This window comes from Clavibacter tessellarius, from assembly GCF_001618005.1.
GTDB classification, from domain to species: domain Bacteria; phylum Actinomycetota; class Actinomycetes; order Actinomycetales; family Microbacteriaceae; genus Clavibacter; species Clavibacter tessellarius_A.
This window is the reverse complement of sequence record NZ_LQXA01000061.1, coordinates 58,626-79,066: the sequence shown is the minus strand read 5'-3', so window position 1 is coordinate 79,066 and position 20,441 is coordinate 58,626. Positions and strand designations below refer to the sequence as shown.

At 75.0% G+C, this 20,441-nt stretch carries 20 protein-coding genes and 1 tRNA gene; 14 read left to right on the top strand and 7 right to left on the bottom strand.

What is annotated here, in order from left to right; translation table 11 throughout:
- The first annotated feature begins 4 nt into the window (after nucleotides 1–4).
- From AWH51_RS15160 to AWH51_RS15150, 3 genes are read left to right on the top strand one after another with little or no spacing between them, the layout of a single operon-like run.
- Nucleotides 5–1,372 carry an MFS transporter gene (locus tag AWH51_RS15160; protein WP_063072881.1) on the top strand — a complete coding sequence of 456 codons (1,368 nt, stop codon included), beginning with the start codon at nucleotides 5–7 and terminating at the stop codon, nucleotides 1,370–1,372.
- A complete protein-coding gene (locus AWH51_RS15155; RefSeq protein ID WP_063072880.1) occupies nucleotides 1,369–2,154 on the top strand; it encodes an SDR family NAD(P)-dependent oxidoreductase in 786 nt (261 codons plus the stop codon). Before AWH51_RS15160 ends, AWH51_RS15155 begins: the two co-directional genes overlap by 4 nt.
- A gap of 5 nt (nucleotides 2,155–2,159) precedes the next feature.
- The gene (locus AWH51_RS15150) at nucleotides 2,160–2,918 is read left to right on the top strand and encodes an SDR family NAD(P)-dependent oxidoreductase (RefSeq protein ID WP_063072956.1); all 759 of its coding nucleotides are present in this window, start codon (nucleotides 2,160–2,162) and stop codon (nucleotides 2,916–2,918) included.
- 93 nt (nucleotides 2,919–3,011) lie between these two features.
- On the opposite strand, the gene AWH51_RS15145 is transcribed toward AWH51_RS15150, so the two are convergent.
- From AWH51_RS15145 to AWH51_RS15135, 3 genes are all read right to left on the bottom strand, one after another.
- Complete coding sequence (locus tag AWH51_RS15145; RefSeq protein WP_063072879.1) at nucleotides 3,012–3,776, bottom strand: gamma-glutamyl-gamma-aminobutyrate hydrolase family protein; 765 nt, start codon at nucleotides 3,774–3,776, stop codon at nucleotides 3,012–3,014.
- Nucleotides 3,777–3,863: 87 nt separating this feature from the next.
- Nucleotides 3,864–4,556, bottom strand: a complete 693-nt coding sequence (locus tag AWH51_RS15140; RefSeq protein ID WP_063072878.1) for a pyridoxine/pyridoxamine 5'-phosphate oxidase — start codon at nucleotides 4,554–4,556, stop codon at nucleotides 3,864–3,866.
- A gap of 375 nt (nucleotides 4,557–4,931) precedes the next feature.
- Nucleotides 4,932–5,003 (bottom strand) — tRNA-Arg (locus AWH51_RS15135).
- A 227-nt stretch (nucleotides 5,004–5,230) separates the two neighbouring features.
- Between AWH51_RS15135 and AWH51_RS15130 the strand changes: the two genes are divergently transcribed.
- The 10 genes from AWH51_RS15130 to AWH51_RS15085 all read left to right on the top strand — a co-directional run bounded on the left by AWH51_RS15130 (nucleotide 5,231) and on the right by AWH51_RS15085 (nucleotide 14,453).
- The gene (locus tag AWH51_RS15130; RefSeq protein ID WP_063072877.1) at nucleotides 5,231–5,470 is read left to right on the top strand and encodes an antitoxin; all 240 of its coding nucleotides are present in this window, start codon (nucleotides 5,231–5,233) and stop codon (nucleotides 5,468–5,470) included.
- Between the two features lie 56 nt (nucleotides 5,471–5,526).
- Nucleotides 5,527–6,045: a 2'-5' RNA ligase family protein gene (locus tag AWH51_RS15125; protein ID WP_081235160.1), complete on the top strand. Its 519-nt coding sequence runs from the start codon at nucleotides 5,527–5,529 to the stop codon at nucleotides 6,043–6,045.
- Nucleotides 6,046–6,133: 88 nt separating this feature from the next.
- A complete protein-coding gene (locus AWH51_RS15120) occupies nucleotides 6,134–8,188 on the top strand; it encodes a TPM domain-containing protein (RefSeq protein WP_063072876.1) in 2,055 nt (684 codons plus the stop codon).
- Between the two features lie 110 nt (nucleotides 8,189–8,298).
- Nucleotides 8,299–9,042, top strand: a complete 744-nt coding sequence (locus AWH51_RS15115; RefSeq protein ID WP_063072875.1) for a PspA/IM30 family protein — start codon at nucleotides 8,299–8,301, stop codon at nucleotides 9,040–9,042.
- A gap of 94 nt (nucleotides 9,043–9,136) precedes the next feature.
- The gene (locus AWH51_RS15110) at nucleotides 9,137–9,787 is read left to right on the top strand and encodes an NADPH-dependent F420 reductase (RefSeq protein WP_063072874.1); all 651 of its coding nucleotides are present in this window, start codon (nucleotides 9,137–9,139) and stop codon (nucleotides 9,785–9,787) included.
- A 91-nt stretch (nucleotides 9,788–9,878) separates the two neighbouring features.
- A complete protein-coding gene (locus AWH51_RS15105; RefSeq protein ID WP_081235159.1) occupies nucleotides 9,879–10,709 on the top strand; it encodes an arginase family protein in 831 nt (276 codons plus the stop codon).
- Between the two features lie 137 nt (nucleotides 10,710–10,846).
- Nucleotides 10,847–11,698: a crotonase/enoyl-CoA hydratase family protein gene (locus AWH51_RS15100; protein ID WP_302621248.1), complete on the top strand. Its 852-nt coding sequence runs from the start codon at nucleotides 10,847–10,849 to the stop codon at nucleotides 11,696–11,698.
- 57 nt (nucleotides 11,699–11,755) lie between these two features.
- Nucleotides 11,756–13,189: a dihydrolipoyl dehydrogenase family protein gene (locus tag AWH51_RS15095; protein WP_063072872.1), complete on the top strand. Its 1,434-nt coding sequence runs from the start codon at nucleotides 11,756–11,758 to the stop codon at nucleotides 13,187–13,189.
- Nucleotides 13,186–13,578 (top strand): hypothetical protein, encoded by a 393-nt coding sequence (locus tag AWH51_RS15090; RefSeq protein WP_063072871.1) that lies wholly within the window; start codon nucleotides 13,186–13,188, stop codon nucleotides 13,576–13,578. The genes AWH51_RS15095 and AWH51_RS15090 overlap by 4 nt, the downstream gene beginning before the upstream one ends.
- Nucleotides 13,575–14,453: an SDR family NAD(P)-dependent oxidoreductase gene (locus tag AWH51_RS15085; protein WP_063072870.1), complete on the top strand. Its 879-nt coding sequence runs from the start codon at nucleotides 13,575–13,577 to the stop codon at nucleotides 14,451–14,453. Before AWH51_RS15090 ends, AWH51_RS15085 begins: the two co-directional genes overlap by 4 nt.
- Before the next feature lie 45 nt (nucleotides 14,454–14,498).
- Here AWH51_RS15085 and AWH51_RS15080 read toward each other — a convergent pair whose 3' ends face one another.
- Nucleotides 14,499–14,903, bottom strand: a complete 405-nt coding sequence (locus AWH51_RS15080; protein WP_063072869.1) for an SIP domain-containing protein — start codon at nucleotides 14,901–14,903, stop codon at nucleotides 14,499–14,501.
- A gap of 2 nt (nucleotides 14,904–14,905) precedes the next feature.
- Nucleotides 14,906–15,898 carry a siderophore-interacting protein gene (locus AWH51_RS15075; protein WP_414146364.1) on the bottom strand — a complete coding sequence of 331 codons (993 nt, stop codon included), beginning with the start codon at nucleotides 15,896–15,898 and terminating at the stop codon, nucleotides 14,906–14,908.
- A gap of 80 nt (nucleotides 15,899–15,978) precedes the next feature.
- Between AWH51_RS15075 and AWH51_RS15070 the strand changes: the two genes are divergently transcribed.
- Complete coding sequence (locus AWH51_RS15070) at nucleotides 15,979–16,716, top strand: sulfite exporter TauE/SafE family protein (RefSeq protein ID WP_063072867.1); 738 nt, start codon at nucleotides 15,979–15,981, stop codon at nucleotides 16,714–16,716.
- A gap of 24 nt (nucleotides 16,717–16,740) precedes the next feature.
- On the opposite strand, the gene AWH51_RS15065 is transcribed toward AWH51_RS15070, so the two are convergent.
- Both AWH51_RS15065 and AWH51_RS15060 read right to left on the bottom strand, forming a co-directional pair.
- Nucleotides 16,741–18,168, bottom strand: coding sequence for an amidase (locus tag AWH51_RS15065; RefSeq protein WP_063072866.1), 1,428 nt, complete (start codon nucleotides 18,166–18,168; stop codon nucleotides 16,741–16,743).
- 86 nt (nucleotides 18,169–18,254) lie between these two features.
- Nucleotides 18,255–20,414: a bifunctional metallophosphatase/5'-nucleotidase gene (locus AWH51_RS15060; protein ID WP_063072865.1), complete on the bottom strand. Its 2,160-nt coding sequence runs from the start codon at nucleotides 20,412–20,414 to the stop codon at nucleotides 18,255–18,257.
- Nucleotides 20,415–20,441: the final 27 nt, after the last annotated feature.

Below are 20,441 nucleotides of genomic sequence, written 5' to 3'. Positions count from 1 at the left end.
GACCATGAGCACCGGCACCTCCCGTCCCACCGCCTCCCCGGCGGGCGGCTCCTCCGCGCCCGCCGCCCTCGAGACCGTCAGCGTCCGGCAGACCCGGCGCGTGACCGGCATCGCGTTCCTCGCGTGGACCATCGCGGTCTACGACTTCATCCTCTTCGGCACGCTGCTGCCGGACATCTCGCGCGACTTCGGCTGGGACACCAGCGAGGCGCTGCTCGTCTCGACGCTCGTGAGCGTCGGCACCGCCGTGGTCGTGCTGCTCGTCGGCCCGATGGTCGACCGGCTCGGCCGCCGCGTGGGCATGGTCGTCTCGGTCACGGGCACGGCGATGTCGTCCGGCGCGACGGCCCTCAGCGCGGGCGCCGCCTCGCTCGTCGGCATCCGCAGCATCAGCGGGCTCGGACTCGCGGAGCAGTCGATCAACGCGACGTACCTCAACGAGATCTACGAGCTGACGGAGGACGAGCGGATCCGCCGCAACAAGGGCTTCGTCTACGCCATCGTGCAGACGGGCTGGCCCATCGGGGCGTTGCTGGCGGCGGCGTTCGTGACCCTCATCACCTCGGTATTCGGGCCGGGCGAGTGGCGCATCGCGTTCGGGCTCGCCACCGTGCCGGCGCTCGTGGTCGCCGCGGTCTGCCTCACGCTGCGGGAGAGCCCGCAGTTCGTGGCGCAGCAGCGGATCCGCCGGCTGCGCGCCGCCGGCCTCGAGGACGAGGCCGCCGCCTTCGCGCGGGCCACCGGCCTCGACGTGCAGAAGTCCGCGCCGCTCGCGCGCATCTTCCAGGGCAAGCACCTGCGCAGCACGATCGTGCTCAGCGTCGCGTGGCTGCTGAACTGGTTCGGGATCCAGACGTTCTCGGTGCTCGGCACGACCGTGCTCGAGTCGGGCAAGCACATCGACGCGTCCGACGCGCTGCTGCTCGTCATCGGCTCGAACTGCGTGGGCGTCCTCGGCTACCTCGTGCACGGCTGGCTGGGCGACCGGCTCGGGCGGCGCAACGTGATCGTCGGCGGCTGGCTCATCGCGGGCCTCGCCTTCGCCACGATGCTGCTCGGGCCGGACGACGCGGGCTTCGTCCTCGTCGCGTACATGGTGGGCCTGTTCTTCCTGCTCGGGCCCTACGCCGCCATCCTCTTCTTCCAGGCCGGCTGCTTCGACAGCGACTGCCGCGCCACCGGGTCCAGCTTCATCGGCGCCATGAGCCAGCCCGGCGCGATCATCGGCGGCTTCCTGCTCACGGCGCTGACGGCGGGGTCGATGACCTTCGGCACGGCGGCCCTGTGGGTGGGCGCGGGCGGCATCCTCGCGTCGGCGCTCGTGATGCTGCTCGCGAAGTCGACGGGCGAGTCGCGGGGAGCGGAGGCGTGAGCGGCAGCGCGGGCGGCGGCGCGGGCGCGCCCGTCGCGCTGATCTCCGGCGGAGCGTCGGGCATCGGCCGGGCCACGGCGGTGCGGCTGGCCGCGCGCGGCGACCGCGTGGTCGTGGGGCGCTTCCCCGCGGATCCGCACGATGCGGGCGAGACGCTCGCGGCCGTGCGCGCGGTCGGCGGCGAGGGCGTCGCGGTGGACCTCGACGTGTCGTCCACGGCGTCCGTCGACGCGTTCGTGCAGGCCGCCCTCGACGCGTACGGCCGGGTGGATCACGTCGTCGCGGCCGCGGGCATCCTCCGCCGCGCGCCCCTCGGCGCCATGACCGACGACCGGTGGGACGAGGTGCTCGGCGTCGACCTCGGCGGCGTGATGCGCCTCGTCCGGGCGACCGAGCCCCATCTCGGCGCGGGCGGTTCCGTCGTCGCCGTCTCCTCCATCGCGGGCGGCGTCTACGGCTGGGGCGACCACGCGCACTACGCGACCGCGAAGGCCGGCGTGGTGGGACTCATCCGCAGCGTGGGCGTGGAGCTCGCGCCGCGCGGCATCCGCGCCAACACCGTCATCCCCGGCCTCATCGAGACGCCGCAGTCCCTCGACGGCGTCAACTCGCTCGGTCCCGACGGCCTCCGCCGGGCTGCCGAGCGGATCCCGGCGGGCCGCGTCGGCCGTCCCGAGGACGTGGCCGCGGTCATCGCGTTCCTCGCCTCCGACGACGCGGCGTACGTGACCGGGCAGTGCATCACCGTCGACGGCGGCCTGACGGTCGCGATGCAGGAGTGAGCGCGGTGACGGCGCCCGGACCCGCCCGCAGCGAGCGGCTCCTCGGGCGCACGGCCCTCGTCACGGGCGCGGCGAGCGGCATCGGCCGCGCGGTGGCGGCGCACTTCCTCCGGGCGGGCGCGCGCGTCGTGCTCCTCGACCGCTCCGCCGCGGTGCACGACGTCGCCGCCGACCTCGGCGCGGACGGCGCCGTCACGGCCGACCTCGCGGACGAGCGCGAGGTCGCGCGCGCCGTCGCGGAGGCGGAGGCCCTGCTCGGCCGGATCGACGCGCTCGTCTCGTCGCACGGCATCCTCACCGAGGCGCACGTCGCGGACATGGACCTCGCGACCTGGCAGCGCACGATCGACGTCGACCTCACGAGCGTCTTCCTCGTCACGCGTGCCGTGCTGCCGGGGATGCTCGCCCGGCGCGACGGCCGCATCATCCAGATCGCCTCGCAGCTCGGGCAGAAGGGCGGCACGGGCCTCGCGCACTACGCGGCCGCGAAGGCCGGGGTCATCGCGTTCACGAAGTCGCTCGCGCTCGAGGTCTCGGCCTCCAACGTGCTGGCCAACGTGATCGCGCCGGGGCCCATCGAGACCCCGCTGGTCGACGGGATCTCCGAGGACTGGAAGGCCGCCAAGCGGCGCGAGCTGCCCCTCGGGCGATTCGGAACGGTCGACGAGGTGGCGCCGGTCGCGGTGATGCTCGCCGCCGATCCCGACGGCAACCTCTTCGTCGGCCAGACCCTGGGGCCGAACAGCGGCGACGTCATGCCCTGACGCCCACCGGGATCCGGACCACGGCGACCCGCCCGCGTACGACGCGGGCGGGTCGCGTCGTGCGCGGGCCGTGCGTTCTCGGACCGCGTCGGCTCAGGCCGCGACGTCCGCCCGCGCGGGCTCGCGGCGGGCGCACTGCTCGGCGAGCGCCGCCAGCAGCGCGGGGAGCTGGTCGCGCTCGGCAGCGGCATCCTCAGGGTGCCACTGCACGCCGGTGATGGGCGCCGTCTCGTGCTCGACCGCCTCCGGCACGCCGTCGGGCGCGACGGCGACGACGCGGAGTCCCGCGCCCGGCCGGTCGACCGCCTGGTGGTGGGCGCTGCGCACGACGAGCGCGGTGGATCCGAGGACGCGCGCGAGACGGCTGTCGGCCGCGACCCGCACGTCGTGGTCGCGCATGACCGCCGTGATGTCGTCCGCCTGATTGCGGTGCTCCCCCACGCCGCCGATGTGCTGCTGGAGGGTGCCGCCGAGCGCGACGTTGACGATCTGGGCACCGCGGCAGATCCCGAGGAGCGGCGTGCCCTCGGCGACCGCCCGGCGGACGAGCGCGATCTGGCCGGCGTCCGCCACCTCGCGGTGCGGCGAGCGGCCCTCGTAGTCGGCGGGACCACCGTAGAAGCGGGGCGCGACGTCCTCGCCGCCCATGATGACGACGGCGTCCGCGTCGCGCGTGCGCTCGAGGAGCGACTCCACGCCCTCGTCCTCCGCGGCGAGGTTCTCCACGACCCAGCCAGCCTGGCCCGCGACCTCGGCCACGCGCATGTTGAGGCCCTGCACGAGCCGGTGGTAGTCGACGGCCTCGGGCCGGGATCGGGTCACCTGCACGACGGCGAGGCGGCGGAGGGGTGCGGGCATGGATCCAGTGTGCGGGCTCGGGTGCGGCGCCGCACCCTCCGCGTCATCTGCCGCAACACGCTCGCGGCCCGCGCCCGGCGACGCCGGTCAGGGCCAGACGAGGGTGTGCGACCAGGTGCCGTCCGCATCGGCGCGGTAGATGATCCGCAGCTGCCCGTGGTCCTCCGTCGCCTGCCAGAACTCGACGACGGTCGGCTGGAGCACGTAGGCGCGCCACGACTCGGCGACGAGCTCGGGATCCGCGTCCACCGCCTCCCGCGCACGGGCCACGCGCGCGTCGCGCTCGGCGGCGTCGGGCATCGGCTCGCTCTGGTCGCCCGCGATGACCTCGGCGCGCGACGCGGGGTGGCGCGCGAGGAAGTCGCGCTCGCTGACCTCGCGGTCGCCGTGGAAGACGGGGCCCGTCGCGCGGATCTGGCGCCCGCGCTCGCGCCAGTACGCGACGAGCGCCGCGCGCGGGTTCGCCTCGAGGTCGCGGCCCTTGGGGCTGTCGGCGAGCGATGAGAACCACAGGGCGCCGGGCTCGTCGTCGACGGTGGGCGTGACGTCCTTGAGGAGGAGGGTGCGCGCGCTCGGGCGGCCCTCGGCGTCCGCGGTCGCCAGCACGACCGCGTTCACCTCGGCGGCGTCGTGGGCGACGGCGTCGCGGATCCAGTCGATGACGAGGTCGATCGGGTCGCCGGGCAGCGCGGCCGGGTCGAGCTCGGGGAAGTCGTGGGGCTTCGGCTTCGCGCCCTTCAGGAGGTCGCGGAGGGAGGTGGAGTCGTCGTCGTCTGCCATGCGCCGAGCCTAGGCCGCCTGTGCGGGGGTGCCGGGAGGCGACGGGCAGAGGCGTCGCGGGCGCGCCGGAGCGGCCGTTCGGCACCCGGAGGGGATCGGATTGGCCCCTGCTCCACTGGCCTTTTCCAGTACCGGCGCGCCTTCTCGGCCGCGGCGGCCTCCCCTAACGTCATCGACAGGCCCGCCCCCCAGTTGGGCCCAGCATCGCGCGGCGGGACCCGAGACCCGTCTCGGGCCTCGCCGCGTGTCTTCGCCGCGACTCCATCGCCCGTGGGATGCCGGCCGAGCGCGACGGCCCGACCCCGTACGCACGAGCGGCCGGCCCCGCTGACGGGACCGGCCGCTCACCGCACCAACACGGGATATGGGAAGGTGTGCCCCCAGGAGGATTCGAACCTCCGCCCCTGCCTCCGGAGGGCAGTGCTCTATCCCCTGAGCTATGGGGGCCAGGGTGCGCGCGAGCGCGGATCCAGGGTAGCACCGGCGGGGACGCCCGCCGCGCCGCCTCCCTCGTCCGCGGTGGGCGCGTGTCCGGCTCGCGCGCGGCCGTCGCATTCCCTCTCCCGAGGAGACTCCCCGCTCCGGCACAGGCGCGACCCGCCAGGATGGTCGGAGGACGACCGCCGCGCCGCCCGGGCACGGCCCCACCCGATCCCCTACATAGGAGACCACCCGTGAAGCTGTCCCGCATCGCCGCCGCCGCCACCGGATTCCTGCGCACGTCCAAGGGCCAGGACGTCGGCCGCACCGCCATCGACAAGGTGTCGGGCATCGCCGACAAGGCCACCGGCAGCAAGCACGCCGACAAGATCCAGAAGGCGCGCCGGGCCGCCGACGACCAGCTGCGGAAGCTCGGCCCCGACGGCGGCCGCGGCCAGGGCCCGACGCCGCCCCCGACCCCGCCCCGCCCCTGAGCGCCGGCAGCGTCGAGTTCACGCTGGACGCGGCGTCCGACGCCGCGGTCCGCGGCATGTGGCGCGCCCTCGCCGACGCCGCGGTCCCGAGCCTCGCCGATCACGCCGGTGCGACGAACCGGCCGCACGTGACGTTGCTCGCGGCGCACGGCCTGGTCGGATCCGCGGACGACGCCGTGCGCGCGATCGCCGCGTCCGCTCCCCTGCCGACGCTCCGGCTGGGCGGCCTCCTCGTCTTCGGCGTCCCGCCGCGCGGCCTGGTGCTGGCGCGGCAGGTCGTGGTGGACGAGGCGCTGCTCGCGCTGCACGGGCGGATCCACGCGGCCGTCGACGCCTGCCTCGCGGAGCCGGCCGCGGACGGCGACCACGAGGACGCCGGCGCGGAGCCGGTCGAGGTCGTCCCCCACACGCGCCCCGGATCCTGGACCCCGCACGTCTCCCTCGCGCTGCGCCTCAGCGCGGAGGAGCTGGGCCGGGCGGTCGACGCGCTCGGCCGGCTGGATCCGGTCGCCGCCCCGGTCGCGGGCCTCCGCCGCTGGGACCCCCGCGACCGCACGACCACGGAGCTCGCGTGACCCGGACGGGAGCCGTCCCCGCGGCCCCGCACGGCACCCGCGCCACTAGCCTGGACGGAGCACGACCTTGAGACGACGGAGGAGTCGCATGCCGCGGTCCGCGAGATTGCTGGGGGCCGCGCTCGCGCTCGGTCTGGCCGGGGCCCTCGTGCCCCAGATGGCGCAGGCCACGGAGCCGGTGCAGTTCGGCGGGGCGTCGATCCTCGACCCGGCCGGTGCCGTCACCTCCGCGCAGGAGCAGCAGATCCAGCAGGCGATCGACCAGCTGCAGCAGCAGACCGGGGTGACGCTCCACGTCGCGTACGTCGACACGTTCACGGGGGCGGCGAGCCAGAAGGCCTGGGGCGAGGCCACGAAGGCCGCGAACGGCTTCGGCTCGAACGACGCCATCGTCGCGGTCGCGGTCGACGGCCGGCAGTTCGTCGTCGGCGTCCCCGACAGCGTCTCCCTCGCCCAGCGCGATCAGCTCGAGAACGGCGTGGTCAAGCCCCGCCTCGAGGACGGCGACTGGTCCGGCGCCGCGATCGACGCCGCGCAAGGGCTCCAGTCCATCTCGCAGACCGGCACCGTCGCCGAGACCGGCACCGGATCCACCCCCTCGACCGGGAACGGCTCCGGCATCGACTTCGGCCTCGTCCTCCTCTACGTGCTCGGCGCGATCCTCCTGGCCACCGTCGTGACGACCCTGCTCGGTAGACGCAAGAAGAAGAAGGCCGTCGCCCAGAAGCGGCAGGCGGTGCTCGAGGAGATGCGCACCGCCGAGCAGCGCGCCGGCAGCATGCTCGTGCAGCTCGACGACGCGCTCGAGACCAGCGAGCAGGAGGTCGGCTTCGCGGAGGCGGAGTTCGGATCCGGCGCGGTCGGGCCCTACCGCGAGGTGCTCGTCTCCGCGGGCGGCAAGGTGCGCGAGGCCTTCGCCCTCAAGCAGAAGCTCGACGACACGATCGAGGACACCGACGAGGAGCGCCGCACGTGGGCCGCCCGCATCGTCGACCTGTGCGAGGAGGCGCGCGCCGAGCTCGACGCGCAGGCCGCGTCGTTCGAGGAGCTGCGCGCGCTCGAGCAGAACGCGCCGCAGACGCTCGCCGCCATCGTCACCGACGCCGAGGCGCTGAAGTCGCGCATCGAGCGCACGCAGGAGGCGGTGGAGCTGCTCGGCCGCCGCTACGCCGGCCCGTCGATGACGACCGTCACCGGCAACGTCGACCAGGCCCGCTCGCTCCTCTCCTTCGCGACCGACACGGCGCAGGAGGCGGCCGACGCGATCCGCGCGGGCGACCGGACCTCGACCGGCGAGATCGCGGTGAAGGTCCGCGCCGCGCAGCAGTCCGTCGGTCAGGCCGGGAAGCTCCTCGACGTGGTCGACCGCGTGTCCTCCGACCTCGAGCACGCGTCCACGCGCGTGCAGGAGGAGATCGCGGACGTCCGCAGCGACATCCAGGACGCCCGCGCCGCCCAGCGCGGCGGGCGCATGCCGGAGCTGACGCGCCTCGTGGAGGCCGCCGAGCAGGCGATCGCCGACGCGAAGCCGCTGCAGGGCCGCCTCGCGGATCCGCTCACGAGCGTCACGCTCCTGCAGGAGGCGGAGGCCCGGCTCGACGAGGCGCTCGCGCCGGTACGCGAGCAGCAGGAGCAGGTGCAGCGCGCGATCGGCTACCTGCCGCGCGCGCTCTCGACGGCCGAGAGCCAGGTGGCGACGGCCCGCGACTTCATCTCGACCCGTCGCGGCGGCGTCGGCGAGGAGGCGCGCACGCGCCTCGCCCATGCGCAGCGCGCGCTCGACGACGCGCACGAGGCCGCTCCCCGGGATCCGGTGCGCGCGGTCGCCGCGGCCCAGGCCGCGACCTCCTACTCGGCCCAGGCCATCGAGGCCGCCCAGCGCGACCTCGACCAGGGCGGCGGGTACGGCGGCTACGGCGGCGGCATGATGGGCGGCCGCGGCGGAGGGGGCGACGCCTTCGGCGGCGCGATCATCGGCGGCATCCTCGGCGGTCTCCTCAGCGGGGGCGGCGGAGGCGGCGGCTGGGGTGGCGGCGGAGGCGGCGGCTTCGACGGGGGCGGCTTCGGCGGCGGAGGCGGCGGCTTCAGCGGAGGCGGCTTCGGCGGCGGAGGCGGCGGAGGCTTCGGCGGCGGCGACTTCTAGCGGATCCGCGCACCCCACGCATCGCACGCACGACGGCACGACGACGAGAACGAGAGCGACCCATGATCAACCCATTCCGACGAAGCACCAGACGAGAAGGAGCAGCACCCATGTCCAAGCAGTCCATCCTCGGCCGCATCGCCCAGCTCGCGAAGGCCAACATCAACAACCTCATCGACCAGGCCGAGGACCCGCAGCTCATGCTGGACCAGATGGTCCGCGACTACACGGAGAGCATCCGCGAGGCCGAGAGCGCCGTCGCGCAGACCATCGGCAACCTCCGCATGATCGAGGAGGACCACCGCGAGGACGTCCAGGCCGCGCAGGACTGGGGCCGCAAGGCGCTCGCCGCGAGCCAGAAGGCGGACGAGTACCGGAACTCCGGCAACACCCCGAACGCCGACAAGTTCGACGCGCTCGCCCGCGTCGCGCTGCAGCGCCAGATGCAGTCGGAGAGCGAGGCGAAGGGCGCCGAGCCGACCATCGCGTCGCAGACCGAGGTCGTCGAGAAGCTCAAGCAGGGCCTCGACACGATGCGCGGCAAGCTCCAGCAGCTCTCCTCCAAGCGCGACGAGCTGAACGCCCGCCAGAAGACGGTGCAGGCGCAGTCGCAGGTGCAGGACGCGATGAAGAGCATCGACATCATGGACCCCACCAGCGAGGTGAGCCGCTTCGAGCAGAAGATCCGCCGCGAGGAGGCCCGCGTCCGCGGCGCCGAGGAGCTGCAGGCCTCGAGCCTCGACGCGCAGTTCGAGGAGCTCGAGGACCTCGGCGAGCTGACCGAGGTCGAGGCGCGCCTGGCCGCGCTCAAGTCCGGCGGATCCGCGCCGAAGCAGGTCACGTCCGGCGAGTAGCCCTACCGGCCAGATGCGCGGGCGCCGTCCTCCGGGGCGGCGCCCGTCGTCGTCCGCGGGGAATGCCTGCCAGGTGGCAGCCGTTCCCCCCTGCATGACCAACATCGGAATCATCGGCGCCGGACTCATCGGCAGCCAGCTCGCCCGCCTGTTCACCTCCACCGGCCACGACGTCGTCATCGCGAACTCCCGCGGCCCGGAGACGCTCACCGACCTGATCGCCGAGCTCGGCGAGCACGCGCGCGCCGCCACCGTGCAGGAGGTCGCCGAGGCCGGCGAGATCGTCGTCGTGACGATCCCGCTGAAGGACATCGACAGCGTGCCGGTCGAGCCCCTCGCCGGCAAGGTCGTCATCGACACCGACAACTACTACCCGGAGCGCGACGGCCACATCGCCGAGCTCGACGAGGAGACCACCACGACCGCGGAGATGCTGCAGCGTCACCTCCCCGAGTCGAAGGTCGTCAAGGCCTTCAACCACATCTACGCCGCCGACCTCACGGAGCACGGCACCCCCGCCGGCACGCCGAACCGCCGCGCGCTCGTCATCGCGGGCGACGACGCCGAGGCGAAGGCCACGGTCACCGGGATCCTCGACTCCTTCGGCTACGACACCGTCGACGCGGGACCGCTCGCGGAGGGCTGGCGCATCCAGCGCGACACCCCCGGCTACGGTCCGGCGCTCGACGCCGACGGTCTCCGCACGGCGCTCGCCGAGGCGAAGCGCTACCGCGACATGGAGTAGCCCCGCTCCTCCCCGGGTCGATGCCCGTCCTCCCGCCACCGCGGCGAGGGCGGGCATCGCCATGTCCGGCGACGCACGCGATACTGGGGACGTGCCCGCCTCCTTCGTCGTCGTCCCCCAATGGCAGGGCTCGGGCTCGTCCCGCGCCATGAGGCTCGCGGACGGGGCGGAGGCGATCCGCGGCGACCTGCCCGCGTCGGCCACCCGCGTCGTCGAGGTGCCCGTCGAAGCCGGGGAGTCGCTCGGCACCGGCATCCACCGGTACGCGTCGCTGCTCGCGGTGCGCACCCGCCAGGAGGCGGCGCTCCGGGCCGCGGACGGGCCCGTCATCACCATCGGCGGCGATGGCGGGGTCGAGCTGGCGTCCATCGGGCACGCGGCGGAGGCGCATCCGGGCCTCGCGATCGTCTGGCTCGACGCCCACGCCGACCTGCACACGCCCGCGTCTTCCCCGTCCGGGGCGTTCCACGGCATGGTGCTGCGCGCCGTGCTCGGCGAGGGCGCCGACGGCCTCGCGCTCCCGATCGGGGCGGTCACCGCCGACCGCGTCGTGCTCGCCGGGGTGCGCGCGTTGGACGAGGCCGAGGCCGCGTTCGTCGCCAGCGCCGGCATCGCGCACCTGCCCGTGGACGCGCTCGACGCGGAGTCGCTCGTCGTGGCCGTCGCGGCGACGGGCGCCACGCACGTCCACATCCACGTCGACCTCGACGTGCTCGATCCGGGCGCCATGTCCGGCGTCGGCTTCCCCGAGCCGTTCGGGCTCGACGTGCAGGTCCTCACCGACGCGATCAAGGCGCTCCGCCGGTCGTACGGGCTCGCGGGGGCGGGCATCACCGAGTTCGCGCCCTCCTCCCCTGCGGCCGCCGTGGACGACATGGGCACGATCCTCCGCGTCATCGGAGCGCTCACCGGGCCGGTCTGATCCGCGGGGCGCGGCGTCGCGCCCCGCGCTCCCGGCCTGGCGCCGCCCGCGCTCCGGTGCGTCCCTGCTCCCGTTCGGGAGGTCGCGGCGCGCGACGCGCCCTGCGAGGCTGGCGGGGACGATCGAAGGAGACCGCCGTGACCGACGACGACGCCCGCACCGCATCCGCCCCCGACGCGCCCCGCCCGGCCGACGACGACGCTCCCCGCGTGCGCGTCGAGCGCCGCGGGCACATCCTGCTCATGGGCCTCGACCGGCCCGCCAAGCGCAACGCCGCCGACATGCGCATGCTCCGCGAGCTCGCGAGCGCCTACGGCCTGCTCGACCGCGACCCGGAGCTGCGGGTCGGCGTGGTGCACGCGATCGGCGACCACTTCACGGGCGGGCTCGACCTCGCCGACGTCGCGCCGCACATCGGCCGTGGCCCGGGCGGCGGCCTCGACACGGTGCCCGACGACGGCGTCGACCCGTGGCGGGTGGCCGGTCCCGGCGTCGGCAAGCCCGTGGTGCTCGCGGTGCAGGGCACGTGCCTCACGCTCGGCATCGAGCTGGCGCTCGCGAGCGACGTCGTCGTGGCGTCCGCCGGCACGCGCTTCGGGCAGATCGAGGTGGCGCGCGGGATCCTGCCGTTCGGCGGGGCGACCCTGCGCTTCCCCGCCGTCGCGGGCTGGGGCGACGCCATGCGCTGGATGCTCACGGGCGACCTCTTCGATGCGGAGGAGGCCCGGCGGATGCGGATCGTGCAGCTCGTCGTGCCCGACGGCGAGCAGCTGGAGGCCGCCGTCGGGATCGCCGAGCGCATCGCCGCCCAGGCCCCGCTCGCCGTGCAGGCGACGCTCCGGAACGCCCGGGCCGCGCAGCGCGACGGCCACGACGCGGCCGCCGCCACGCTGCCCGCAGAGCTCGTGCGCCTGGCCGGATCCGAGGACGCCGCGCGCGGCATGCGGGCCGCCGCCGAGCGGCGCCCGGCGGACTTCGTCGGACGCTGATCCGCTCGCCGAAGCGGCCCCGGGAGCGTGACGGGGGCCGGGCGTAGGGTCGGCACCATGACCTCCTACGACCTCATCGTCATCGGTGCCGGCCCCGTCGGCGAGAACGTCGCCGACCGCGCGAAGCAGGGCGGGCTCTCCGTGCTCGTCGTCGAGTCCGAGCTCGTGGGAGGCGAGTGCTCCTACTGGGCCTGCATGCCCAGCAAGGCGCTCCTCCGCTCCGGCAGCGCCCTCCGCGCGGCGCGCGCCGTCGCCGGCTCGAAGGAGGCCGTCACGGGCGAGCTCGACGTGGCCGCCGTGCTGCAGCGCCGGGACTCCTTCACGAGCTCCTGGGACGACCAGGGCCAGGTGAGCTGGCTCGAGGGCATCGGCATCGACCTCGCGCGCGGCCACGGCCGCATCTCCGGGCCCCGGCGCGTCACGGTCACCGCGCCCGACGGATCCGTCGTCGAGCACGAGGCGACGCACGCCGTCGCCGTCTCCACGGGCACCGCCGCCCTCCTCCCCGACATCCCGGGCCTCGCCGAGGCGCAGCCGTGGACGAGCCGCGAGGCCACGAGCGTCGAGGTCGTGCCGGATTCGGTGATCATCATCGGGGGCGGCGTGGTCGCGGCCGAGATGGCCACCGCGTACGCCTCCCTCGGCAGCACCGTGACGATCATCGCCCGCAGCGGCCTGCTCAGCGGACAGGAGCCCTTCGCGGGCGAGCTCGTCGCCGACAGCCTCCGCGGCATGGGCGTCGACGTGCGCCTCGGCGCCTCGCCCTCCCGGGTCACGCGCGACGGAGACGAGGTGCTCGTGGAGCTGTCCGACGGATCCTCCGTCACGGCCGCCGAGGTGCTCGTCGCCACCGGCCGCACCCCGCGCACCGACGACCTGGGCCTCGACACCGTGGGCCTCGAGCCCGGCGCGTACCTCGACGTGGACGACACGATGCTCGTCACGGGCGAGGTCAACGCGGACGCGCCGTGGCTGTACGCCGTCGGCGACGTCAACCACCGCGCGCTCCTCACCCACCAGGGCAAGTACCAGGCGCGCGCCGCGGGCGAGGTCATCGCCGCGCGCGCGACCGGCGGCACGGTCGACGACTCCCCCTGGGGCGTGCACGTCGCGACCGCCGACCACCGCGCCGTGCCGCAGGTCGCGTTCACCGACCCCGAGGTCGCGAGCGTCGGCCTCACGGCGAAGGCGGCGGAGGACGCCGGCATCCGCTCGCGCGTCGTCGACTTCGACCTCGGTTCCGTCGCGGGCTCGAGCCTGCACGCCGACGGCTACGCGGGCCAGGCGCGCATGGTGGTCGACGAGGACCGCGGCGTCATCGTCGGCGTCACGTTCGTCGGCCCGGACGTCGCCGAGCTCCTGCACTCCGCCACCATCGCGGTCGTCGGCGAGGTGCCGCTCACGCGCCTCTGGCACGCCGTGCCGTCGTACCCCACCATCAGCGAGGTGTGGCTGCGCCTGCTCGAGACGTACGGGCGGCCGACCGCGTGATCCGGGCCGGCCTCGGCGCGGTCGCGGGCGCAATCCGCGGCGTCCTGCTCGACTCGCCCGTCTCGCGCGCGGGCAGCGGCGTCGCCACGGGCATCGCGCTGTCCATCGGCCTGCCGCTCAGCACGGGCGAGGTGCGGCGCCACGGCGACCTCATCGTCCTCACCGGCCTGCCGTCGTGGGTCTTCGGCCGCGGCGGCACGTGCATCGGCCGGGTGTACCTCACCCGCGACAACGCGGGGCCCGCGGTGCTCGAGCACGAGGCCGTTCACGTGACGCAGTGGCGGCGGTACGGCCTGCTCATGCCGCTGCTCTACGCGTGGGCGGGGCGGGATCCGCTGCGCAACCGGTTCGAGATCGAGGCGGGCCTGGAGAAGGGCGGCTACCGGTGACGGGCCCGCTCGACGGGCGCACGATCGTCATCACGGGCGCGAGCTCGGGCATCGGCCGCATCGCCGCGCGGGAGCTGCACGCGCGCGGCGCCGACGTGGTCGTGGTCGGCCGGGATCCGGAGCGCACGCGCGGCATCGCGGCGGAGCTCGGGGCTCGGCACGTCGTCGCCGACATGGACCGGCTGGCCGACGTGCGGCGGCTGGCCGCGACGCTCCTCGAGACGTGCCCGCGGATCCACGTGCTCGCCCTCAACGCCGGCAGCCTCGTGCCGCGGCGCGCCCGCACGGTCGACGGGCACGAGACGACGTTCCAGCGCAACGTGCTCGCGCCGTTCCTCCTCACGCGCCTGCTGCTGCCGCGGCTGGAGGAGACGCAGCGCGACCTCCGCGCCGACGAGAGCCCCGTGCGCGTCATCGGCACCGCGAGCCGCGCGAACCTCTGGGGTCGCGTGCGCCTCGACGACCTCGAGTGGCGGAAGCGCCCGTGGCTCGGCGGCTGGCAGGCGTACGGCACGTCGAAGGCGATGATGATCCTGATGATGCGCACGCTCGCCGAGCGCGTCGGCCCGCGCGGCATCGAGGCGGTCTCGTTCCATCCCGGACTGGTGCGCACGTCGTTCGGATCCGACAGCACCGTGATGCGCGCGGTGCTCGCGCTCTCGATGGGCGCCTACGGGATCTCCGCGGAGGTGGGCGCGGTGCCGCTCGTGCAGCTCGCGTCGGTGCCGGATCTGGGCGCGGCCAACGGCACCTACTTCGACCAGCTCACGCCCGACGGGAAGACGACCGCGCAGGCCGCGGACCGGCAGCTGGGGCGGGACCTGTGGGCGGCGCTGGAGCTCGCGGTCGGCGCCGACGGATCCGCCCGGCGCTGAGGCGCGCACGGCAGGCGGCGTCGGCGACGCGCAGCCGCCGGTGCGTCAGCGCGTCGCGAGCAGGTGCAGCAGGTCGTCGTGGCCGCCGACGTGTCCGCCGAGCAGCACGCTGACCTCGGTGACGGGGTGCTCGTCGGACATGGGCGCCGCGAACACCATCATCTCGCTGGCCCAGGCGCCGACGGCCCGGGCGACCGCGGTCATGGGCGCGGCCGGCGCGCCGTCGACGCCCCGGCCGTCCCGCGTGATCACCGTGACGACCATGCGCGGCGGATGCGCGAGCGCGACCTCGACGGACGCATCCGGCACCTCGACGAAGACGCTGCCGCGCGTGCACATCGGCAGCGCGGCGAGCGCGGCCTGCGTCTGGGCGAGACCGGTCTCGTCGGTGACGAACAGCACCTGCCGCTTCGTGCCCTTCGCGGCGCGCGTGCGGGTGGATCCGGCCACGGTCAGGATCCCTCGGCCGCGCCGCGGCGCCAGTAGCCCATGAACGCGACCTGGCGGCGGTCGATGCCGGTGTCGCGCACGAGGAAGCGGCGCATGGCCTTGATGCAGCCAGACTCCCCCGCGAGCCACGCGTAGAGCGTCGAGCCCTCGTGGACGACGGGCGCGTCCCAGACGATGCCGTCGGCGTCGTCCTCGGCGAGCGGCTGCGCCGCGTCGGCGAGCGCGACCTCGGGGGTGGCGATGGCGCCGACCTTCACGTGGCAGTCGACCCAGTGGCGCACGGCCTCCTCGAGGCGCGACCCGTTCGGGCGGCCGTCGCGCGGCAGCCACGTGAGGTTCACGCCCTTCGGCACGCGCACCTCGAGGCGGTCGCCCGTGACGGGCACCTCGATGAAGGCGCAGCCCACGGCATCGTCCGGCAGCGAGGAGAGGATGTTGCAGATGGCGGGGGCGGCGGTCTCGTCGCCCGCGAGGAGCAGCGAGCGCGCGGCGCCCGGGTGCCACTCGATGCCGAGGCCGCGCGCCGGGCTCAGGGCGTCGGGGCCGATGAGGACCATGGGGTCGCCCACGGCCGCGGCGCCGGCCCAGCGGGAGGCGGGGCCCATGTCGCCGTGCAGCGCGAAGTCGACGTCGACCTCGCCGAGCTCCCGGCGGACCGCGCGGGACGTGTAGGTGCGGAGCGGGTTGCGCTCGGCGTCGGGCAGCGCGCGCCACCACGCGAACCAGTCGTCGCCGCCGACCCCGGAGAGGTCGGGCAGGCCGTGCTCGGCGACGGGCAGCAGCAGCTTGATGCGCTGGTCGAGGCACTCGTCGCCGAAGTCGCGCAGGTCGTCGCTCTGGAACGTGATGCGGAGGAACGTGGGGCTCACGCGCTCCGTGCGGGCGACGCGCGCGGCGAACGGCCGGTAGGCGGGGCGCTCGACCTCGGGTTGCTCCTCGACCACGGGCTCCACGGCGGCGGTGCTGCGGGCGTGGGTCGCAGTGGAGGTAAGCACAGCCTAAGTATGGCATGCCTAACCTCAGCGGTCGAGGGCGGGCAGCGGATCGGGCGCCCGATCCACGGGAGGATGTCAGGGTGATCGCCCCCGTCCTCGTCGCCGTCTTCGTGGGCGCGATCGCACAGCGCGTGACGGGCCTCGGGTTCGCGCTGGTGGTGGCGCCCGTGCTCGTGATCCTGCTGGGGCCCTTCGACGGCGTGATGATCGTGAACCTCTGCAGCGTGCTCTCGGCCTCGCTCGTCCTCTCGGCCGTGCGGCGCGACGTGGAGTGGCGGCGCTACCTGCTGCTCGCCGGGCCCGCGGTGGTCGGCATCGTGCCGGGCGCGCTCCTCGCCTACCTGCTCCCGGAGCCGGCGCTCGAGATCGGGATCGGCGTGCTGCTGGTCGCCGCGCTCACGACATCGCTCGCGCTGCGGCGGACGACGCGCGTGGTCGACGGCCCCGGCGTGATGGCCGGCTTCGGCTTCGCCGCGGGCGTGATGAACGCCGCGGCCGGGATCGGCGGCCCGAGCGTGAGCGTCTACGCGGTCGTCAGTCGCTGGGAGCAGCGCGGGTTCGCGGCCACGCTGCAGCCGTTCTTCCTCACGACGGGCGCGGCGTCGCTCATCACGAAGCTCGTGCTGGCGCCGGAGCGCTGGCCGGACCTCGGCGCGGCGGCGTGGATCGGCATCGTCGTGACGCTCGTCGCGGGCGTCGGCGCGGGCACGCTGCTCGCGCCCCGCATCCCGGGCCGCGGGGCGCGCACGGCCGTCGTGGTCATCTCGTTCGCCGGTGCCGCGACGGCCATCGTCAAGGGCGTCAGCGCGCTCGCGTAGCCCCCGCGTCGACGACGCCGCGTCTCACCACTGCGGCGGGTGCCGCCGCTGCCAGTGCAGGCGCCGCTCGAGCTGGCGGCCGATCGCGAGGAGCGTCGCCTCGCCGCCGGGCCGCCCGATCAGCTGCACGCCCATCGGCAGGCCGTCGTCGGTGAGGTGCACCGGGAGCGTGATGGCGGGCAGGCCCGTGACGTTCGCGAACGACGTGTACGGCGTGTACTGCACCTGCTGCGCGAAGTTCCGCTCGCCGTCCTCCGCGTCGTACCAGCCGATCGGGCGCGGCTCCTGCGCGAGCGCGGGCGTGAGCACGGCGTCCACGTGCGCGAACTGGGCGATGACGCTGCGCTCGTAGGCGGTGAGCTGCGCGAGCGCGCGGGCGAGGTCGCGCGCGCTGAGTGCCCGGCCGCGCTCGACGAGCCAGCGCGTGAGCGGCTCGAGGAGGTCGAGCTCGGCGCCCTCGGCGGGGATCCCCGCGGCGCCCGCCTGCCAGATGGTGCGGAACGCGGGCGCGTAGGTCGGATCCGGCCGGAGCGCGAGGTCCTCGAGGCCGTGGCCGACGGCGGCGAGCTCGCGGACCGCGAGGGCCAGCGCGTCGCGGGCGGAGGGGTCGAGGGCGATCTCGTAGGCGTCGTCCCAGGGCGTGGTGGTCATCACGCCGATCTGGAAGCGGCCCTCGCCGCGGACGGCCGCGCCGAGCAGGTCGCCGTCGTGGTCCTCGGGCGCGCGCAGGGTGAACGGGTGCGGGATGCGGCCGTTGACACGGCCGATCATCGCGTCGAGCAGCATGGCCGCGTCGGCGACGCTGCGCGCGAGCGGGCCGGGCACCACGAGGCCCGCGAGCGACTCCTGGCCGGATCCCGCGGGCACCAGGCCGCGCGAGGGCTTGAGGCCGACGAGGCCGGTCGCCGCCGCGGGGATGCGGACGGAGCCGCCGCCGTCGGATCCGGGCGCGAACGGCAGCAGGCCCGCGGCGACCGCGACGGCCGCTCCCCCGCTGGATCCGCCGGCGCCGCGCGTGGTGTCCCAGGGCGTGCGCGCGGGCGGCGCGACGAGGCTCTCCGTGTAGGAGGGCAGACCGAACTCGGGCGCGCTGGTCGTGCCGAGGCTGATGCCGCCCGCGTCGTCGAGGGCCTGCGGGATGGGGTCGGTGCGCTCGGACACGTGGTCGCGGAAGAGGCGCGAGCCGAAGGTGGTGCGGACGCCCGCGCGCTCGGAGAGGTCCTTGTCGCCGAACGGCAGGCCCCAGAGCGGCGCGGTGCGCGGCACCTCGCGTTCGACGTGGCGGGCGCGGTCGAGGGCGCGGTCGGCGTTGACGGTCGTGAAGGCGCCGAGGCCCGGATCCAGCCGCTCGATGCGCTCGAGGTAGTGGGTGACGAGCTCGGTCGGGGTGACCTCGCCGCGCTGGAGCTGGTCCCACTGATCCTGGGCGCTGAGGTGGTGGAGTGCGAACACCGGTCCAGCGTAGGCCGGGCCGGACGCGCGGACGGGGCGGGCGCCGGTCGTCCCGGCACCCGCCCCGTCCTGGGGATCCGCGATCGTCAGCGGCGCGCGGCCGCCGATGCGCGGCGGCGGAACGCGACGAGCGCGAGGCCGAGCGCGAGCGCCGCGAGCGAGGTGCCGAGGACGGGCCCCGCCTCGGATCGCGTCGCCGCGAGCGTCGGCTCGGTGCTGGGCGCGGGCACGACGCCCGTGCCCGACGGGACGACGGATCCACTCGCCGTGTCGAGCGCGAAGAGCACCGAGGCACCCGTGCTCGGCAGCAGGAACGCGAGCTGGTGCGCGCCCGCGGCGAGGTCGGCCGGGATCGTGAACCGGACGCTCGCGCGGCCCTGCTCGTCGGTCGTGTCGACCACCGCGGCGTCGATCGGCGTGCGCGCGACCTCCTCGCCGTCGATGAGCGTGACCACCTCGGTGTCCTGCACGGGCGCGTTCGAGACGAGGAGCGACGACAGCTCGTAGGAGCGCTCCTGGCCCGCGCGCGGCGCCGCGCCCGTCGTGTCGACGACGCCGATGGAGCGCGTCGCGGAGTCGGGGTCGACCGGCGAGAACTCCGTCACGTAGTCGACGAAGGCCGTGAGGTCGACGCGCCCCGAGTCGCTCTGCTCGGTCGTGTTCGCGAGCTCGGTGAAGCCGTCGCCGCCCTCCGCGAGGAAGCTGTTCGCGACCATCGTGAAGACGCGCGCGGGATCCACGGGCGCGCCTCGGAAGAACAGGCCCGTGATCCGCTCGCCGCGCGCGGCCGTCGGGTCGTACGTGTAGGTGAGGTCGCGCGAGATGCCGAGCTTGAGGAGGGGGCGCGTGGCACCCTCGCCCTGCCACTGCTGCTCGAGCACCGCGCGGATCCCGGCGCCCGTGATCTTCGCGGTCGTCAACGTGTTGGCGAACGGCTGCACGATGGCGGCCTCCTTGTACGTCACCTCGCCCTCCGCGTCGCCGGCGCCCGAGGACGCCACGGTGAGGTCCTGGCGGATGCCGCCGGGGTTCATGAAGGCGATCTCCGTGCCGAGGTCCGCCTGCGTGGCCCACAGCTGCGCGTCGGCGACGAGGTTGCCGATGGTGGACTCGCCGCCGCGGTTCTCCGCGCCGTCCGCCTGGCGGGCGCGCCTGATGTCGCCCGTGATCTCGCCGACCGTGCGGCTGCCGATGACCTCGGCCTTCGCGACCGCGTCGTCGACGATGCGCTGCACCGCGGGATCCGCCGGGAACGCCGGCTTCCCCGCGGCGGTGAGCAGCGGCACGAGCTCGGAGGAGATGGAGGTGAGGGCCTTCGTGGCGGGATCCACCGTGAGCGACAGGTGCCCGAGGTTCGTGCCGTAGCTGCCGGTCTGCAGCACCGGGAGCGGGAGCGCCCTGCCCGCGACGGGCAGCTCGTAGTCGTAGCCGAGGTGCGTGTGGCCCGAGATCACCGCGTCGACGTCCTGCTGGACGCCCGTCACGATGCGGCCGAAGACCGAGTCGTCGGTGAGGGACGCCTCGTCGGAGGTGGACGCGCCCTCGTGCACGACGAGCACGACCACGTCCGCCTCGCCGTTCGCGTCGTCGCCGTCGCGGAGCGCGCGGGCGGTCGCGGTGGAGGAGTCGACGACGCTGCCGACGTCGAGCGTCGCGAGGCCGGCGGGGCTCACGAGCTCCGGCAGCGACTCGGTCGTGGCGCCGACGAACGCGACGCGCACGCCGCCGATGTCCTGCACGTCGTACGCCGCGTACGCGTGCTCCGTCGTGCCCTTCTCGTAGAGGTTCGCCGAGATGTAGGGGAAGTCCGACGCGGGGACGACGCGGCCGTCGACGTCGTCGCGGCCCTGGTCGAACTCGTGGTTGCCGAGGGTCGAGACGGAGACGCCCATCGCGTTGAGCGCGTCGAGCGTCGGCTGGTCCTGCTGCGAGAGCGAGGTGAAGGTGCTCGCGCCGATGTTGTCGCCCGCGGAGATGAGCGTGCTGTTCGGGTTGGCGGCCTTCGCCTGCTGGAAGGCGCCGGAGATGACGGCGGCGCCCGCGGTGGACGACGTGGTCTCCAGGCGGCCGTGGAAGTCGTTGATCGAGTAGACGTCGATGGCGACGTCCCCCTCGGCGGCGGATGCGGGGGCGGCGCCGAGCCCGAGGGCGGCGGCGGACAGACCGGCCACGAGGGCGAGGGCGCCCGTGCGGACGGCGCCGGAGCGCGCGGCCCCGGACGGGTGGCGGGTGGGGGCAGAGCGCATGCGGGGACGTCCTCGTTCGGGCGGGCG